The organism is Streptomyces sp. NPDC012835 (assembly GCF_042900885.1).
Lineage (GTDB): Bacteria > Actinomycetota > Actinomycetes > Streptomycetales > Streptomycetaceae > Streptomyces.
In genome coordinates this window covers 12,090-29,814 of sequence record NZ_JBIBBW010000007.1, presented here as the reverse complement: position 1 = coordinate 29,814, position 17,725 = coordinate 12,090, and the positions used below count along the sequence as shown (strand labels likewise).

General features: G+C 72.1%; 16 protein-coding genes. 6 read left to right on the top strand and 10 right to left on the bottom strand.

Translation table 11 applies throughout. The features are described from left to right. Positions 1 to 378: 378 nt before the first annotated feature. A complete protein-coding gene (locus ACFY6S_RS25685) occupies positions 379 to 1,029 on the top strand; it encodes a M23 family metallopeptidase (RefSeq protein ID WP_388827662.1) in 651 nt (216 codons plus the stop codon). Between the two features lie 29 nt (positions 1,030 to 1,058). Here ACFY6S_RS25685 and ACFY6S_RS25680 read toward each other — a convergent pair whose 3' ends face one another. Beyond that, on the bottom strand, positions 1,059 to 1,655 hold the full coding sequence (locus tag ACFY6S_RS25680; protein ID WP_388827665.1) for a TetR/AcrR family transcriptional regulator: 597 nt from the start codon (positions 1,653 to 1,655) through the stop codon (positions 1,059 to 1,061). 114 nt (positions 1,656 to 1,769) lie between these two features. On the opposite strand from ACFY6S_RS25680, the gene ACFY6S_RS25675 reads away from it, so the two are divergent. Next, positions 1,770 to 3,416, top strand: a complete 1,647-nt coding sequence (locus ACFY6S_RS25675) for an MDR family MFS transporter (RefSeq protein ID WP_388827668.1) — start codon at positions 1,770 to 1,772, stop codon at positions 3,414 to 3,416. A 196-nt stretch (positions 3,417 to 3,612) separates the two neighbouring features. On the opposite strand, the gene ACFY6S_RS25670 is transcribed toward ACFY6S_RS25675, so the two are convergent. Beyond that, entirely contained in the window at positions 3,613 to 3,954 is a 342-nt protein-coding gene (locus ACFY6S_RS25670) for a hypothetical protein (RefSeq protein WP_388827671.1), read from the bottom strand. Between the two features lie 299 nt (positions 3,955 to 4,253). Here ACFY6S_RS25670 and ACFY6S_RS25665 point away from each other — a divergent pair, with 299 nt between their 5' ends. Beyond that, on the top strand, positions 4,254 to 4,676 hold the full coding sequence (locus ACFY6S_RS25665; protein ID WP_388827673.1) for a VOC family protein: 423 nt from the start codon (positions 4,254 to 4,256) through the stop codon (positions 4,674 to 4,676). A 151-nt stretch (positions 4,677 to 4,827) separates the two neighbouring features. Beyond that, complete coding sequence (locus ACFY6S_RS25660; protein WP_388827676.1) at positions 4,828 to 5,961, top strand: winged helix DNA-binding domain-containing protein; 1,134 nt, start codon at positions 4,828 to 4,830, stop codon at positions 5,959 to 5,961. Positions 5,962 to 6,080: 119 nt separating this feature from the next. Here the strand turns inward: ACFY6S_RS25660 and cseC are convergent, their stop codons facing one another. The 6 genes from cseC to ACFY6S_RS25630 all read right to left on the bottom strand — a co-directional run bounded on the left by cseC (position 6,081) and on the right by ACFY6S_RS25630 (position 11,509). Beyond that, positions 6,081 to 7,394, bottom strand: coding sequence for a two-component system sensor histidine kinase CseC (cseC, locus tag ACFY6S_RS25655; RefSeq protein ID WP_388827679.1), 1,314 nt, complete (start codon positions 7,392 to 7,394; stop codon positions 6,081 to 6,083). Positions 7,395 to 7,413: 19 nt separating this feature from the next. After that, positions 7,414 to 8,118: a two-component system response regulator CseB gene (cseB, locus tag ACFY6S_RS25650; RefSeq protein WP_388827682.1), complete on the bottom strand. Its 705-nt coding sequence runs from the start codon at positions 8,116 to 8,118 to the stop codon at positions 7,414 to 7,416. Between the two features lie 10 nt (positions 8,119 to 8,128). After that, on the bottom strand, positions 8,129 to 8,737 hold the full coding sequence (locus tag ACFY6S_RS25645) for a hypothetical protein (RefSeq protein ID WP_388827786.1): 609 nt from the start codon (positions 8,735 to 8,737) through the stop codon (positions 8,129 to 8,131). 50 nt (positions 8,738 to 8,787) lie between these two features. Then, entirely contained in the window at positions 8,788 to 9,438 is a 651-nt protein-coding gene (locus ACFY6S_RS25640; RefSeq protein ID WP_388827685.1) for a SigE family RNA polymerase sigma factor, read from the bottom strand. 162 nt (positions 9,439 to 9,600) lie between these two features. After that, positions 9,601 to 10,533, bottom strand: coding sequence for an A/G-specific adenine glycosylase (locus ACFY6S_RS25635; RefSeq protein WP_388827789.1), 933 nt, complete (start codon positions 10,531 to 10,533; stop codon positions 9,601 to 9,603). A gap of 325 nt (positions 10,534 to 10,858) precedes the next feature. Further along, positions 10,859 to 11,509 (bottom strand): phosphatase PAP2 family protein, encoded by a 651-nt coding sequence (locus tag ACFY6S_RS25630; protein WP_388827688.1) that lies wholly within the window; start codon positions 11,507 to 11,509, stop codon positions 10,859 to 10,861. 170 nt (positions 11,510 to 11,679) lie between these two features. Between ACFY6S_RS25630 and ACFY6S_RS25625 the strand changes: the two genes are divergently transcribed. Further along, positions 11,680 to 12,594, top strand: coding sequence for a hypothetical protein (locus tag ACFY6S_RS25625; RefSeq protein ID WP_388827691.1), 915 nt, complete (start codon positions 11,680 to 11,682; stop codon positions 12,592 to 12,594). Positions 12,595 to 12,868: 274 nt separating this feature from the next. Here ACFY6S_RS25625 and disA read toward each other — a convergent pair whose 3' ends face one another. Together disA and radA are read right to left on the bottom strand one after the other, a co-directional pair. Then, the gene (gene disA / locus ACFY6S_RS25620; RefSeq protein WP_329067031.1) at positions 12,869 to 13,993 is read right to left on the bottom strand and encodes a DNA integrity scanning diadenylate cyclase DisA; all 1,125 of its coding nucleotides are present in this window, start codon (positions 13,991 to 13,993) and stop codon (positions 12,869 to 12,871) included. 44 nt (positions 13,994 to 14,037) lie between these two features. Then, positions 14,038 to 15,447, bottom strand: a complete 1,410-nt coding sequence (radA, locus tag ACFY6S_RS25615; RefSeq protein WP_388827695.1) for a DNA repair protein RadA — start codon at positions 15,445 to 15,447, stop codon at positions 14,038 to 14,040. A 290-nt stretch (positions 15,448 to 15,737) separates the two neighbouring features. Here radA and ACFY6S_RS25610 point away from each other — a divergent pair, with 290 nt between their 5' ends. Continuing rightward, positions 15,738 to 17,723 (top strand): hypothetical protein, encoded by a 1,986-nt coding sequence (locus tag ACFY6S_RS25610; RefSeq protein WP_388827698.1) that lies wholly within the window; start codon positions 15,738 to 15,740, stop codon positions 17,721 to 17,723. Positions 17,724 to 17,725 lie beyond the last annotated feature (2 nt).

Here is a 17,725-nt window from a genome sequence, read left to right as displayed (position 1 = left end):
TACCCGGTGGCCGTGACAAGGCGCACAGGCGTTTTCGGCGGTACTAGCCGGAATAGTCAGTCCGCCCGATCGGGGGCGGGACCTTCGGCCGTGGGGGTCCGGGGACCTTCGGCGGCGAGGGTGCGGCCGCCGTCGCGGCCGGGCCGGCCAGTCGGTCCGTGCCGCTTCGTACGGGGCTCGGAGCGTCCGGAATGGCATATGCGCCGAGGGTTCCGGCCGGGTTGATTGAAGCGTCAAGGGACGGAGGGCCGTGATGATTCCTACGACGTGATGTCGTAGATGGGGTGTTTTGGGATGCGCTGGGGGTCGGGTTACCAAGGTGTGGCAAGCCCGGTGCTTCGAGTGCCGGGTCCCCTTACGCCCGGAGGTTCATCCCGTATGTCGCAGCGTGTGCTGTCCCGTCTCTCCCGCCCGTCCGCCCTTCGTACCCGTGCCGGTGTCCTGGCTGCCGGACTCGGCGTGTCGATGGCGGTAGGGGCCGGGTCCGCGTTCGCCGCGACCAGCGGTGGCGACGCGGTCGCCGGTTCCGCCGTCACGGCCGCCGCCGGCTCCGTCCACCAGCAGGTCGGTACCAAGGACGCCAAGGAGGCGGACGCCGCCAAGAAGGCCGCCGCCTGGACCACCCCCGTCAAGAAGTACAAGCTGAGCGCCGCCTTCGGCCTCGGCGGCAACATGTGGTCGGCGAAGCACTCCGGCCAGGACTTCGCGGTGTCGATCGGCACGGCCGTCCACGCCGCCCACGCCGGCACCGTCGTCAAGGCCGGCCCCAACGGCGCCGGTGACGGTCCCGCGTACGGCAACGCGATCGTCGTCAAGCACAAGAACGGCACCTACTCGCAGTACGCGCACCTCTCGAAGATCCAGGTGAAGGTCGGCCAGTCCGTCAAGACCGGCCAGCAGATCGCCCTGTCCGGCAACACCGGCAACTCCAGCGGTCCGCACCTGCACTTCGAGATCCGCACGACCCCGAACTACGGCTCGGCGGTCAACCCGGTCAACTTCCTGCGCTCGGTGGGCGTCAAGGTGTGACCGCACACCTCACGGTGTGACCACGCGCCTCACGGCGTGCCGGGCGCGTCCGGATGATCCGGATGCGCCTGGGTCATCAGCTCGATGGAGACCTCCAGGATGGCTTCGCGCTTCTCCTCGGGGTCTCCTTCGACGTCTTTCAGGGCCATCATCCCCGCGTGCATGGTGAAGACCGAGCTGATGCAGCGGACCCGGTTGGCCAGGGACGCCTCCGGCTCCTGGATGAGATCGAGCAGCCGCAGCATGCGGCTTTTGAAGGACTCGCCGATACTCAGATCGCGCAGAGTCGCCTGGTTCTCGTGCATGAAGCGGAACAGCGGGGAGGCGGCCGTCAGCGCCCGGCTGTAGCGGCGCAGGATCTCCTGCTTGGTCTCCAGGGTGTGCGGCCGCCCCGCGCCCCACTCGATCAGCTCGTCGATCGGCCGCGTCAGCTCCTCGAAGACGCTGATGATGATGTCTTCCTTGGTCTTGAAGTGGTAGTAGAGCGCGGCCTTGGTGACATCCAGCCGCTCCGCGATCTCCCGCAGCGAGGTCTTCTCGTACCCCTGCTCGGCGAACAGTTCCAGCGCGACGTCCTGGATGCGCCGGCGGGTGTCGCCCCGTCGCGGGTGCTGGGTGCTGCCCATGCTGCTCTCCCGAGGATTAACTTACTTGACGCCCGACAAGTAAAGGTCTACCTTCCCCCAGTGTAGTCAGCTTGCCGGGCGGCAAGTAAGTGCAGGGGCAGGGGAGTGGGGAAGATGAGTCCAACCGGTAAGCAGGCGGAGAAAGCTCCGAAGGACGTGGCCGCAGGGCCCGAACCGGCCGTGGGGGCCGCGCCGGACGCCGGCCCGCAGCCCCGCAGCGTACGCGTGGTGCTGCTCGCGCTCATGATCGCGATGCTGCTGGCCATGCTGGACAACATGATCGTCGGTACGGCGATGCCGACGATCGTCGGCGAGCTGGGCGGGCTCGCACATCTGTCCTGGGTGGTCACCGCGTACACCCTGGCGACCGCCGCCTCCACCCCGATCTGGGGCAAGCTCGGCGACCTCTACGGGCGCAAGAGCATCTTCCTCGCCTCGATCGTCGTCTTCCTGATCGGCTCGGCGCTCAGCGGCATGTCCCAGGACATGGGCCAGCTCATCGGCTTCCGCGCCATCCAGGGTCTCGGCGCCGGCGGTCTGATGGTCGGTGTCATGGCGATCATCGGTGACCTCATCCCGCCCCGCGAGCGTGGCAAGTACCAGGGCATGATGGCCGGCGTGATGGCGCTCGCCATGATCGGCGGGCCGCTGGTCGGCGGCACCATCACCGACCACCTCGGCTGGCGCTGGAGCTTCTACATCAACCTGCCGCTGGGCGCGGTGGCGCTGATGATGATCACCGCCGTACTGCACCTGCCCGCCAAGGACCGCTCCAAGGCCAAGGTCGACTATCTCGGCGCCGGGCTGCTGACGGTCGGCATCACCGCGATCGTGCTGGTCACCACCTGGGGCGGCTCCGAGTACGCGTGGGGCTCCGCGGTGATCCTCATGCTGATATTCGGCGGTGTCGCCGCGCTCGTCGGGTTCGTCGCCGTACAGAGGCAGACGGCCGAGCCGATCATGCCGCTGCACATCTTCAACAACCGCAACTTCTCGCTGATGTCGGTGATCGGCTTCCTGACCGGCTTCGTGATGTTCGGCGCGGTCCTCTTCCTGCCGCTGTACCAGCAGGCCGTCCAGGGCGCCTCCGCCACCAACTCCGGGCTGCTGCTCCTGCCGATGCTGCTGTCGATGATGCTCGTCTCGCTCGTCGCGGGCCGGATCACCACCAGCACGGGCCGGTACAAGATCTTCCCGATCATCGGCAGCGGGCTGATGGTCGTCGGGCTGTTCCTGCTCGCGCAGATGGACACCGGCACCTCCCGTCTGACCTCCGGCCTCTACATGGCGGTGCTCGGCGCCGGCATGGGCTTCCTGATGCAGATCACCATGCTCGTCGCGCAGAACAGCGTCGAGATGAAGGACATGGGCGTCGGATCTTCCACGACCACCCTCTTCCGCACGCTCGGCGGCTCCTTCGGTGCCGCGATCATGGGCGCGCTGTTCACCAACAAGGTGCAGGACGAGATGTCCGCCCTCGCCGGCTCCGGGGGAGGCGCCGCGACCGCCGGCTCCGCCGTGACCGAGACCTCCGCGCAGCTCGACGCGGCGAGCCTGGCCAAGCTGCCCGACCTGGTGCGCGAGGCGTACCAGCACGCGGTGTCCACCGGCACGCACGCGGCGTTCACGCTGGGCGCTTCGATCGCGGTGCTCGGCTTCGTGGCGTCCTTCTTCGTCAAGGAGATCCCGCTCAGGGGCGCGGGACCGCAGAAGTCCGACGCGACGCCCGCGGCGGACGGCAAGGTCCCGCAGTCCGCGTGACCCCGGCGCCGCCCGTACGGCACTGATCCAGGTACGACCACGACGGCTCCCCGGCGCGCACCGCGCCGGGGAGCCGTCGCGGTCGTGCGCGGCGTCCGGTCGCCCGGAACGACGCGTCCGTACGGCGTGCGGACGATCCCTCTCCACGCCGCGTGGGGGAGAGACCCGGCGGATTCGGCACCGGCCGACCGGGCGCTCAGGCCACGGCATGGCTGCCGATCGTCAGCTCGACCTCGTCTCCGGTCCGGATGAACTCCCGGATCAGCCAAGTGCGGCCGCCGACGGCGGTGCCGGCCCCGGTCGTGTAGGCCGGGACCGCGAGTACGGGGCCCACCGGGTCCTCGGTACGCAGCTTCGCCTCGGCGACCACATCGTCGGAGAAGCGCAGGTCCAGATCGATCGGCCACGGGTCCGCCGGGAAGGCGTGGGGATCGGGCAGACCCTGGAGGCGGCAGCGGGCACCCGGGAACAGATGGGTGTGACCGCATACGGCCAGGAAGGTCTCCGCTTCGGCCGGTCCGCTGGACGACTGGGGCATGAGGGGCTCCGGAACGCGTGGTGGCGATGGGCCCGGGCAGTCTCGCGGGCCGGGCGCCCGCCCGCCGCGTCCCACGGCCGCGCTGCTCCCGCTGTCACCCGGTCGGAGCCACGGGAAGTCCGGAGGCCGCCCTGCGCACGGCGCCGATCCCCCCGCGGTACAGGACGCGACCTGTCCGCTACCCCTGTCAGGGTGGCGTACGAGCCGCCCGGGAGGCATCGCCCCTGGTCACGGCAGCCGCCGCCGGACTTCGACGGCCCGGCGGCGCACATGGGTCACATCGAGGCAAGGAGCGGGTCATGACCGTCACGACCACCACTCATCTGAACTTCCGGGGCGCCGCGCGTGAGGCGCTGGACTTCTACCGATCGGTCTTCGGCGGACGCACCGTCGTGGTCACCTACAAGGACGCGGGCGCCGTGCGGAACGAGAGCGAGGCGGACTGGGTGATGTGGGGCGAGGTGACCGGAGACAACGGCTTCCACGTCATGGCGTACGACGTGCCAGCGCAGCTGCCCTGGAGCCAGGGCGAGAACCCGTTCTTCGTCTCCGTGCGCGGCGACGGCGCCGAGGAGATCACCGCCCTGTGGGGCAGGCTCGCCGAGGGCTCGACCGTCGTCCGTCCGCTGGAGCCCGCACCGTGGGCGCCGCTGTACGGCATGCTCACCGACCGCTTCGGCGTCACCTGGGTCCTGGACGTCACCGCCCCGTACAACGGCTGAAACCAGCCGCCCCCCACCGCCCGCGCCTCTCCGGGCCGCCGCGCCGACACGGGCGGCCCGGAGCCGGGCATCTCCCGCACATCCCCGAGCCCCGCCCCCACCGACCCGCGCCGACGCCCGTCCCACGAGCGAGCCGTCGCGTGAGGAAGCCATGACTGTCCTTGACACCCGTGCCCTGAACCGCGCCACCCTCGCCCGCCAGCACCTGCTGACGCGCGGCGACATCCCCGTGGTGGAGGCGGTGGCCCACCTGTGCGGCCTACAGGCGCAGGAGCCGCGGGAACCCTTCATCGGGCTGTGGTCCCGGCTGTCCGGCTTCGAGCCCGGGCAGCTCGACACCGCGCTGACCGGCCGCGCGGTGGTACGCACCCATCTGATGCGCCGCACCGTCCACCTCGTCACCTCGGACGACGCGCTCGCCTGGCGGGCCCGGCACGACGTCATGCTGCGCGGCCGAGTGCTGGGCACCTACCGCCGCGAACTGGCCGGTATCGACCTGGACGAGGTCGCCGCCGCCGGCCGCGCCGTCCTGGCCGACCGGCGGCCCCGCACCATGAGCGAACTCGTCCGGGCCGTCGAGGACCGCTGGCCCGGCCCACCACGCCGGGCCCTGGGCGAACTGCTCGTCGCGGCCCTCGTCCCCATGGCCCAGCTCCCGCCCCGCGGCCTCTGGCACCGGACCGCCGGCGTCCGCAATCTGCCGCTGACCGTCTGGCTGGAACGGGACATCGCCCCGCTGCCCGCCGACGACGGCGATCCCGTCGCGCAGCGGCTGCTGCGCCGCTACCTGGCCGCCTACGGGCCCGCCGCGAGCGCGGACCTGCGCGCCTGGTGCGGTCTCGCGGGCCTGCCCGCCGCCGTCAAGGCCGCGCGGGACGAACTCGTCGTCTTCCGCGACGAGCGCGGCCGCGAGCTGCTCGATCTGCCCGACGCGCCCCGCCCCGACCCCGACACCCCGGCCCCCGTCCGGTTCCTCCCGGCCTTCGACAACGCGATCCTCGGCTACCACGACCGCAGCCGCGTCATCGACGCCGCTCACCTCGGTCTGTCCGTCGCGGGCCACCGCACGGTCCTTGTCGACGGACGTGTCACCGCCACCTGGACCGTGCGCGACCACCAGCTCCACGTCAGCCCCCTGCGCCCCCTCACCGCCCCGGAACAAGAGGCCGTCCGCGCCGAAGCCCAGGATCTGAGCGCCTTCCTGGACGAGGGCATCGAGCACGTCCGGCTCGACACCGAGGACAGGACCTGGTCCGGACGTGGCCCGGCCCCGGCCCACAGGTAGCCCGGCCCGCAGGTAGTCCCGGCCGGAGGTAGCCCCGCCCGCAGGTGGCCCGGCCCGCAGGCAGCCCCGCCCGCAGGTAGCCCGGCCCGGAGGAGGTCCGGCCCGGAGGCAGCCCCGGCCTAGTCCGGCAGGTGCGGTATCGGGAAGCTGCCCGTGATCGTCGGGGCGTGCTCCGGGAGCCAGAGCACCGCGATCGCGCCGCTCCGGCCATCGCGGCCCACCGTGCCCTCCGGCATGGCGTTGCGGAAGGTGAGCCGGGCGCCGAGGACGCGGGCCTGGCCGGCCGCGATGGTCAGGCCCAGCCCGTGGCCGTGGCCCGCGCGGTCCATGGCGCCCGTACGGAAGCGGCTCGGGCCCTCGCGCAGCAGCTCCTCGGGGAAGCCGGGGCCGTGGTCGCGCACGCGGACGACCCGGCCCTCGACGGTCACCTCCACCGGGGTTCCGCCGTGCTTGGCCGCGTTGGCCAGCAGATTGCCCAGGATCCGTTCCAGCCTGCGCGGATCGGTGTTCACCCAGGAATCGTGCACCACCTGGATCCGGGCCTCGGGGTTCAGCAGCGCCACCCGCCGCTCCACGAACTCGCCGAGCGCGATCTCCTGGAGTTCCGCGCGCTCCGAAGCGCTGTCGAGCCTGGCCACCTCCAAAACGTCCTCGACCAGCGTCCGCATGGCCTGCGCCCGGTCCCGTACCAGCTCCGTGGGGCGCCCAGGCGGCAGCAGTTCGGCGGCCGTGAGCAGTCCGGTGACGGGGGTGCGCAGCTCGTGCGCGATATCGGCGGTGACCCGGCGCTCGGCCTCGATGCGCGCGTTCAGCGCGTCCGTGAGGGCGTCCACGGCGCGGGCCAGTTCGTCGGTCTCGTCGCGCACGACGCCGCTGATGGCCTCCCCGACCCGTACGTCCGTGTTTCCCTCGGCGACCCGGCCCGCCGCCGCGGCGGCCCTGCGCAGCCGGCGCGAGAGCTGGCCGCCGATCAGGACCCCCAGGGCGCAGCCGCCGAAGACCACCGCGACCGAACCGATGATCAGGGACCGGTCCAGGTCCGTCATGATCGTGGCGCTGCGGTCGGCGAACTTGCTGTGCAGCGAGAGCACCGTGCCGTTGCTCATCGGCACGGCCGCCCATACGTCCGGTACCCCGCTCGGCGTCTCGTGCACGAAGGTCGCGCGCCGGCCCTGCTTCATCTTCGCGCGCAGATCGTGCGGCAGAGCGGGGTCGTTTATCTTCGTGCCGAACTTGGGTTCCTTGGTGGTGTCGTACATCCGCTGCGCGAACAGCAGCCGTTCCAACTGCACTTCGCGCGCGTTGTCGAGCATGGACACCCGGGCGGAGTTGTGCACCACCAGGCTCAGCGCCACCGCGACCAGGGCGCCGACGCCCGCGATCGCGATGCTGATCTTCCACCTGACACCGGTGCGCAGGACGAGCCGCTTCATCGTGCTCCTCGCGTGGGTGTCAGGCCCTGAGCTTGTAGCCGAAGCCACGGACGGTGTCGATCCGGTTCTGGCCGATCTTGGTGCGCAGCCGCTGGACGTGGACGTCCACGACCCGGGTGTCACCGCCCCAGCCGTAGTCCCAGACCCGCTCCAGGAGTTTGTCGCGCGAGAGCACGGTGCCCGGCGCCGCCGAGAACTCCAGCAGCAGCCGCATCTCGGTCGGGGTCAGGCCCACCGGCAGTCCGGCCCTGCGCACCTCCATGCCTTCCGTGTCGATCTCCAGATCGCCGAAGGTCAGCACCCCGTGCTGGTCGGGCCCGCCGGGCCCGCCCTGTTCGCCGGCCGGCCCGCCCGCGTGCCCGAAGCGGCGCAGCACGGCCCTGATCCTGGCGACCAGCACCGCACCGTCGAAGGGCTTGGTCACGTAGTCGTCGGCGCCGGCCTCCAGACCGAGGACCACGTCGATGGAGTCGGCACGCGCCGACAACATGATCACGGGCACGGTCGACTCGTCGCGGATCCGCCGGCACAGGCTGACCCCGTCCAGGCCCGGCACCATCACATCGAGCAGCGCGATGTCCGGCCGGTCGGCGCGGAACGCCTCCAGGCCCGACAGCCCGTCCGGCATGGCGGTGACCGCGAAGCCGTCACGCTCCAGCGCCAGCTGGGTGGCTTCGCGGATGACATCGTCGTCCTCGACGAACAGGACGTGGGTCTCGGTCATCCTCCGGCTCTCAGTTCTCGTGCGGGTAGACGCCGGGCTCGTCGGCGTTTCCGTCGCCGTTGCCCACCGCCCTGCTGTAGTCGTTGCGCACCCGGTAGCGCTCGCTGAACCTGGTGTCGCCCCAGCTGTACGTCACCACGTCCTCGCCCGAGGGGAACGACAGCGGGTCGCCCTTCGCGTAGACCTGCTGGGTGACGACCAGTTCGCCCCGGTCGATCGTGGCGTAGACCGCCGGCTCCTCGGCCGCGAAGACATTCTCGTACGCCTCGCCCTTCAAGCGGTACACGAATGTCCCGATTCCCACCGAGTCACCGCACGTCAGAACGTTGACCACCACATCCGGAGAGGTGCCGCCGGTGAGATTTCCGTACGACGTGTCCACCGGGTAGGCGTCGGCCGAACAGGGTTTGAGATCGGCCTTGATCCGCTTGCTGACCGCCGGGTCGTTCCGCAGCAGCGCGACCGGGTCCACCGGTCTGGCGGGTGCCGAAGCGGCCGGTCCCGGTGTGGGCACCCCCCGCTCGACCGGCGCGGTCACGGCCGCGCCCTCGTCCCTGGTCCCCGTCCCCCCGGTCGAACAGCCCGCAGCGAGCAGGCCGAGAGCGGCGAGTCCGGCCATCACCGTGCCGCCCGCCGTCAGCGATCCGCCCCCCGGCCGGTCGGGGCCTGTCAGGCCGCGCACCTTTCCCGCCCCATCCCCTCACGACCGCCCCGGCCGCCGCGCACCTCGCGACCACCGCGACTCTCATCCCTGTCACGGCGGAGCTCCGGCCTGCCGCGACGCAGCTCCGCCCGCCCCACGGCGCGGACCTCCGGCTCCCGGCCCTCGGCCGCCCTGCTCTCCAGCTCCTGACGGAGCCGGGCCAGCGCGCGGTGCAGCGTGCTCTTCACCGTACCCGCCGACATGCCGAGCGCCGCCGCCGTCTCCTCCGTGCTCATCTGCTCCCAGTGTCGCAGCACCACCACACTGCGCTGCTTGGGAGCCAGCACTCCGAGGATGTCCATCAGCAGGGCCCGGTCGGCGCGCTGTTCACTGCCGTCCTCGACGCTCGCGTCGGGCAGCTGCTCGGTGGGGACCTCTTCGAGCCTGCGGGCCCGCCACCACTCCGTACGCGTGTTGATCATGACGCGGCGCAGATACGCGTCGGCGAGGGACTTGTCGGCGATGCCGTCCCAGCGGCCGTAGGTACGGGCCAGCGCGGTCTGCAGCAGGTCCTGCGCGTCCACCGGGTCGGGCACCAGCCGCCGGGCGCTGCGCAGCAGGGCCTCCTGCCGGGTACGCACGTACTCCTCGAAACCGAGCACCTCGCCCTGCGCCATACCAACCGCCTCCGACCCCGTGACCAACTCCGCCGTTCCCTTACGGCATTGAAATTACGGAGCGCTTGTCACGAGGCTGTGCGGGACAGCCGTCGGCGGACGCACGGCTGTCCATCGGTTGTGTAACGGAGGCGTCGGCGAACCGGCGCCGGCCCGCCCGGGTCAGCCTTGCGGCAGCCGGTACACGCCGTTCTCCAACGGCTCGACCAGCCCGTCGGCGACCAGCCCGTCCAGCGCCCTGGCGCGCTGCACCGGCTCGTCCCACACCGCGTCCAGCGCCCGCTGGGGTACGGGACCGACCGTGTCGCGCAGGACGGCGAGCAGCTTGCCGCGCACCTGGCGGTCGGTGCCCGCGTACGTCTGGCCGCGTCGCGCCGGGCCCTCGTGCGGGGGCTTCCCGGCCAGCTGCCAGGCGCACCGCGCGGCGATCGGACAGCGCGCGCAGCTCTCGTTCTTCGCGGTGCAGACCAGCGCGCCCAGCTCCATGGAGGAGGCGGCCCAGCGCGCCGCGGTCTCCTCGTCATCGGGCAGCAGCGCGCGGGCGAGCTTGCGCTCGGCGGCCGTGGTCGCGTTCGGCGGGTACTGGACGCCGGTCACGGCACGGGCGAAGACCCGGCGGACGTTCGTGTCGAGCACGGCGTGGCGCTGCCCGTACGCGAAGGAGGCGACCGCGGCGGCCGTGTACTCGCCGATCCCGGGCAGGGCGAGCAGCTGCGCGTGCCGGCGGGGTACGTCACCGCCGTGCCGCTCCGCTATCGCCTGCGCGGCCCCGTGCAGCCGCAGCGCGCGGCGCGGGTAACCGAGCCGCCCCCAGGCGCGTACGGCCTCACCGGGGGCCTCGGCGGCGAGATCCGCTGGGCGCGGCCAGCGGGCGATCCACTGCTCGTACACCGGCAGCACCCGGCTGACCGGGGTCTGCTGGAGCATGAACTCGCTGATCATCACCCCCCAGGCACCGGCCTCCGGGCGGCGCCAGGGCAGATCGCGCGCGTGCGTCTCGAACCACGCGAGGACGGGGGTGTGCAGCTGGGCCGGGTCGAAAGGGGCGGTGGGAATCCCGGCCGCCGTGGGGGGCGTGAGGGGGGTCGGGAGCATGCCCTCCGGGGAGGGCGCGGCGTCTTCTGAGGTGTGCGCGGGGGTAGCAGTCATGGCACCACCGATCCTGGCACGACCGGGAGCGTGGACGGTGCAGCGGGCGGGCGTGCGCCGGAGGTTGTCACACGCCCGGGCCCGCCCGGCGTCCGCGCCCCCTGTCGGTTCCGTATCGCGCCCGGTCCCGTATCGCTCCCGGTCCGTCTTCCGTCTCTCCTGTCTCTCCCTTGTCTCCCGTGCGTCTCCCGCCTCTCGTCCGTATCTCTCGTATCTCTCGTATCTTTCGTATCTTTCGGGTGACCCGTCGCGTGGACGGCCCGCGGTGCGGTCAGCGGCGGCCGGCGCTGTGCCGGCCGCGCTCGACCCCGGCGCGCGCGCCGGTGCCCGCCAGCCAGAGCGCGATCCCCGACCGGCTGTTCCGCATCGTCCCCACCAGGGTCGCCAGGGGCCCCGTGGCCAGCAGGACGACGAGGGTGGCCATCAGCCCGCCGAGCACCAGACCCACCGCGACGTCGTGCGGGTAGTGCACTCCGACGAAGACCCGCGAGAACGCCATGAGGATCGCCATCGGCACGGTGAGATAGGCGAGTACGGGGCGGGCGAGGGCGAGCGCGACGGCGGCGCCACCGGCGATCGTCGAGTGGTTGCTCGGGAACGACCAGTCACCGACCGGCGGGCAGGCGACGAGCGACGCTCCCGCGCCCACGACCGCGCGGCACGGCCTCTCCTCGGTGAAGAAGGTCTTGAGCACCTCACTGCACACATACGCGACGGCTGTCGCGAGCGGAGCCAGTACCGCCACGGCCACGACGCGTGTGCCGGAGGGCCTGGCAACCCACCAGACCGCCACGAAGAGAACGCCGAACAACAGCAGTCCGGCCTCCGTCCACAGCTCTGCCAGGTGTTGGAACCAGGAGGGGGTCGTGCGTGCGAAGTCGGTTATGTCGAGATAGAGATCGCTGGTTGCGCTGCTGTCCATGGGGAGAACGTACAGAGTTCACCGCCGGTTCCCCGCACGCGGCTTCTTCTGCCCGCTTTTCGCCGCCCGAAGGGCCGATACCGCCTCGCCGGGATGATGATCCGTAAAACTTGCCGAGACGAGCGGCATGGGGGCGGGAGTTGGCGCCGATCTCTCGTACAGTTTGCGCCGTGGGATCTTTGCGCAATCCGGTCGGGCCGCTTCCCTCCACCATCTACTGGCGACGGAGGGCTGTAGCGGCGACTCTGATCGCGCTGCTCGCTCTGCTCGTCGTCTGGGTCGTCAGTCTCGGCGGCGGTGGCGGCAAGAAGACCGGTGACACCTCGGACGGCGCCAACCCCACCAAGACCATCGGCCCCGGCCCCTCCGGTTCGGGCCCCGCCATCAGCGAACAGCCGGGCGGGCGCGACGATTCGGGCGGCTCGGGCGGCTCGGGCGACGGCGGTACGAGCGGTGCCGACGCGGGTGGTGACGGCGGCGACGGCGGCAAGAACGGCGACAGCGGCGGTTCGGGCGGCACGGGCGGTTCCGGCTCCGGCGGTTCGGACGGCTCGTCGGACGGCGGGGGTTCGGGCGGCTCGTCGGACGGTGGCGGCTCGACGGGCTCCGGCGGTGGTACGGGCTCCGGCTCCGCCACCGGCTCCACCGGGACGGGCCGTCAGGTGGAGGCCGGCTCCGCGCTCCCCGACTGCGCCCCGAACTCCCTGACCCTGCGCCTGGCCACCACGAAGGTCGCCTACGCGCCGGGCGAGAAGCCCGCGTTCCGGCTGACCGTCAGCAACACCTCCGACACCAGCTGCAAGGCGGACTTCGGGCCGAAGGCCATCGTGCTGACCATCACCGACACCGACGACGACCAGGTCTGGACCTCCAAGGACTGCCCGAAGACCGGCGCTTCGCTCTTCGAGGTCCCCGCGAACGGCACCGTCACCAGGACCGTCGAGTGGGACCGCAGGAAGAGCACATCGAAGTGCGCCACCCCGCCGCCCGGAGCGGTCGGCCCCGGAACCTACCTTGTGGAGGCCAAGGCGGCGGGCGCCACGGTGAAGCAGGGACAGCAGTCCATCCGGCTGGAGAAGGACTGACCGCGCACGCCGGCCGTACGACGCCCCGAGCGCACCGCACACCCGAACGCCCCGGCCGCACGGCCGGGGCGCTTCGTATGACGAGTGGAGCCGGGCCGGGGTGAGCCGGGTCCGGTCGGCGCGTACGCGACACCGGGGGAGTGCACGGGGTTTGTCCGTACGACTTCTGTACGCACCGCTGTCCCGCGACGCATCGCTGTTACCCGTACCGCTGCTACTCGTACCCCTGTTACCCGTACCGCTGCTACTCGTACCGCTGTTATACGTACCGCTGTTATACGTACCGCTCCAGGATCGACGACTCCGCCAGCCGCGACAGGCCCTCGCGCACGCTCCTGGCCCGCGCCTCGCCGACACCGTCGACCGTCTGGAGATCGTCCACACTCGCCGCCAGCAGCTTCTGCAAACCGCCGAAGTGCTCGACCAGCCGCTCGATGATGGCACCCGGCAGTCGCGGCACCTTCGCCAGCAGCCGGTAACCACGCGGCGAGACCGCGGAGTCCAGCGTCTCGGGCGAACCGCTGTAACCCAGAGCCCGGGCCACGATGGGCAGTTCGAGCAGCTCGGGATGGGTGAGCCCGTGCAGCTCGACCAGCGCCTCGTCGACCGTGCGCGAACGCTTCGCGGTCGGCTCCGGGACGTAGTCGCGGGCGACGAGGTCCCGCTCCGGGTCGACGCCCGCGATCAACTCGTCCAGCTGGAGCGAGAGAAGCCGGCCGTCGGTGCCCAGCTCCACCACGTACTCGGCGATCTCCGTGGCGATCCGGCGCACCAGCTCCAGCCGCTGCGCCACCGCCGTCACGTCCCGGACCGTCACCAGGTCCTCGATCTCCAGGGCGGAGAGCGTGCCCGCGACCTCGTCCAGCCGCAGCTTGTACCGCTCCAGCGTGGCCAGCGCCTGGTTCGCCCGCGACAGGATCGCCGCCGACTCCTCCAGGACCCGGCGCTCCCCGTTCACGTACAGCGCGATCAGCCGCATCGACTGCGACACGGAGACGACCGGGAAGCCGCACTGCTTCGACACCCGGTCCGCCGTGCGGTGCCGGGTCCCCGTCTCCTCCGTCGGGATCGAGGACTCCGGGACCAGCTGCACGCCGGCCCGCAGAATCTTGGTGATGTCCTTGTCGAGAATGAGCGCACCGTCCAGCTTGGCCAGCTCGCGCAGGCGCGTCGCGGTGAACTCCACGTCCAGCACGAAGCCGCCCGTGCACATCGATTCGACGGTCTTGTCCATGCCGAGGACGATGAGACCGCCGGTGTTGCCGCGCAGGATCCGCTCTAGCCCGTCGCGCAGGCCCATACCCGGCGCGACAGCGCTCAGGGTGGCGCGCATCAGCGCTTCGTTGCCGGAGCCCGCGCCGGATTTTCCGGGAGCTGATGCCCGGTCGTTGGCTGCCACTGCACTCCTCCGGCTCGTACGGATGGGCGAGACCAGGGCAAAGTCTACCGGCGAGCGTTGTCCTCCCGTGGGGCGTCCGTACGACCCCGGCGCGGCAATGCCCGCAGAGCATCACCCATATCAGCGACTTCCGTGACCTTCATACCAGCGGGGATCTTCCCGGGGTCGCTCGGCACGAGGGCCTGGGTGAAGCCCAGACGGTGTGCCTCTGCGAGCCTGCGCTGCACGCCCGTGACCCTTCTGACCTCCCCGGCGAGCCCCACCTCGCCGATCGCGACCAGGTTCTTCGGCAGCGGGGTGTCGCTCGCCGCCGAGGCCAGCGCGAGCGCCACCGCGAGATCGGCGGCCGGCTCGGTGAGCTTCACGCCGCCGACCGTCGCGCTGTAGATGTCCCGCTTGCCGAGCGCGCTGATCCGGCCGCGCTGCTCCAGCACGGCCAGCATCATCGAGACCCGTGAGGTCTCCAGGCCGGAGGTGGTGCGCCGGGGCGAGGGGATCTGCGAGTCGACCGTCAGCGCCTGCACCTCCACGACGAGCGGGCGCTTGCCCTCCAGGGTGACGGTCAGGCACGTACCGGGAACGGCCTCGTCGCGGCGGGTCAGGAACAGCCCCGACGGGTCGGTCAGCCCGGTGATCCCCTCGTCGTGCAGCTCGAAGCAGCCGACCTCGTCGGTCGCCCCGTATCGGTTCTTCACGCCCCGGACGAGCCGCAGCCTGGCGTGGCGGTCGCCCTCGAAGGACAGCACGACGTCCACGAGATGCTCCAGCAGCCGGGGGCCCGCGATCGCGCCGTCCTTGGTGACATGGCCCACCAGCAGCGTCGCCATCCCGCGCTCCTTCGAAGCCCGGATGAGCGCGCCCGCGACCTCGCGCACCTGTGCCATACCGCCGGGCGCCCCGTCGATCTCGGGCGAGGCCACGGTCTGCACGGAGTCCAGGATCAGCAGCGACGGCTTGACCGCGTCGAGATGGCCGAGGACGGCCGAGAGGTCCGTCTCGGCGGCGAGATACAGATCGTCGTGGAGCGCGTTGATCCGGTCGGCGCGCAACCGCACCTGACTGGCGGACTCCTCGCCCGTCACATAGAGCGTGCGGTGCTCGGGGCCGGCCGACTTCGCCGCGACGTCCAGCAGCAGCGTGGACTTGCCGACGCCCGGCTCGCCCGCGAGCAGGACCACCGCGCCGGGCACCAGGCCGCCGCCCAGCACCCGGTCCAGCTCGGCCACCCCGGTGGAACGCGCGGTGGCCGTACGGACATCGACCTCGGCGATCGGGAGCGCGGCGGCCGAGACCCGGCCGGCCGCCGTGGTCCGCACCGCGGGCGCGCCGTACTCCTCCACCGTCCCCCACGCCTGGCACTCGGGGCAGCGGCCGAGCCACTTGGCGGTCGTCCATCCGCACTCGGTGCAGCGGTAGGACGGCCGGTCCTTCGCGGATTTCGTACGGGCAGCCATGGCGTCACCGTATAGGGGCCCACCGACAGTCCCGACCGGGGCGGGTGCGACGCCGGGCCCCGGCCGTCCGGCGGACGGACCGAGAGGTGGATCGGGAGACGGACCGAGAGGCGGATCGAGGGGCGGATCGGGAGACGGACCGGGGGGCGGACAGAGGGGCCCCGCAGGTGGCGGAGCGCCTCGAAAGGAGACGTTCGTGTCCCCTTTTGAGGGATACCTTCACCCGTAAGGATTAAATAGGCTCAAGGGGTGTGAAGGCCGCGGGCCTGAATGTCTACCGTCGGCGGGTGATGAGCAGCAGCCCCGAGCCCCCCACGCACACCACCGGCGCACACCGCGCGGTCCATCGTGCGCCCCAGTCGGTGGCGCAGCACCCGCCCGCCCGGTACGAACCGTATCTGGACGGTCTGTTCACCTACTGCCTCTCCGTGTTGTGCGACCACGACGCGGCCACCGAGGTGCTGGGTGACGTTCTCGCCATCTCCGAACGGCAGCAAGGTCGTTGCCCCTCCGACACGGGTGAGCGCAGAGCCTGGCTGTACGCCATCGCCCGCTGGTCGTGTCTGCGCAAGGTGACCGAACAGCGGCGCGGCCGACAGGGGGCGCACGCGGGCAACCGCGCGCCGGGACCCGCACCGAATCCCGCACCGAATCCCGTGCCGGAACAGGGGCAGGGGGAGGGACAGGGGACAGAGGGGCCGACGCCCGCCGTCGCCCAGGAGACCGCCGCACGCCGCAGGCACGAACTGGCGCTGCTGGCCTGGCCGGAGGCCGCCGGTACGACCCCCGAGCAGCGCGAGGTCCTGGAGCTGTCCGTCCGCCACCGGCTCGCCCCGGACGAGGTCGCCTGTGTCGTGTCCATGGACCCGCCGGCCGCCCGCGAGCTGCTCTCCTCCGCCGCCTGCGAGGTGGAGCGCACCCGCGCCGCGCTCGCCGTCGTCGACACCGGCGACTGCCCGTCGGTCGCCCGGCTCACCGGCGATCATCAGGTACTGCTCTCCGCCACGCTCCGGCGCGAACTGGTCCGGCACGTGGACGACTGCCCGCGCTGCCGCCGTGCCGCCGAGCGCGTCGAGGCGGCGGGCCCCTGGCCGGGATCGCGCCCCTCGGGCCCGCCCCCGGCCGGGACGCCACGGCGCACGGGCGGTACGGCCATGGACAGCGGTACGGGGACGGGCGGCGCGGCCCCGAGCGGTACGAGCACGGGCGGCGCGGCCCCGAACCCGACGGGTCCGGGCGCCACCGGACCGGCCGCCGCCTCCGCGCCCCCCGCCGCGCCCATCGGCTCTCCCGCCGTCCTGCCCCTGGTCACCGTGGACCGGAGCGCCGCCTACGCCGCCATGATCCGTGCGCCCCGGGCCCGCGCGAGCGCGCCGCGCTTCGACCGCAACGGCTTCCCGATGGACCCCAAGGACCGGGCGGCCCGCCGCGACCGGCTGCGGGCGCGCGCCGTGACGACGACCGTCGTCGCGACCGTCGTCGCCGCCCCCGTGCTCGCCCTCTGGGCCGCGCACCGGGGCGTGCCGCAGACGGGCGAGGGCCACAGCGGCTCCTCGGTGACCGCGGGCGAGACGGAAGCACCCGACCGCGTGGACGGGCAGCCGTACGAGCACTACGAGAACGCCGGCAGCACCCAGGACGGGAAGGGCTCCCGCTTCATCGAGGGCAGCCGTGCGCCCGGCGTCTCCGTCGAGGTCATCAGCGACGGTGTCGGGGTACCGCCGGTCGGCCCCGGGCGCGCGAACCCCGGCCGGATCTCGGTGGAGGCGCACCCCAGCGGGGACACGACGCTGATCACACTCCGGGCCTCCGGTGGCGAGCCGGTCTCCTGGACCGCCGGGACGGAAGCGCCCTGGCTCCGGCTGAGCAGCCACTACGGCACGCTCACACCCGGCGGGTCCACCACCGTCCGCGTCACCGTGGACCACCGGCGCGCGCCCTCCGGGCCCTGGAGCGCGCGGATCGCGCTCTATCCGGCGGGGGCGGTGGTGAAGATCCACGGTTACGGACCGAGGCCGCCCACGTCCGGCCGCCCCAGCGTTCCCGGCGTTCCGGGAGGCCCGGGGACCACCCGGCCGACCATGCCGCCCGGCACCTCCGGCCCCGGCACGCCCCGGCCCACCGACCCGGCTCCCTCGGACCCGGGCCCCTCCGACCCCGGCTCCAGCACCGGCCCCCCTGACCCCGAGCCGTCCGGTCCCGGTCCCTCGGACCCCGACCCCGCAGAACCCGAACCGACGGCGAGCGGTCCCGCCGACCCGCCGCCGTCGGACTGAGA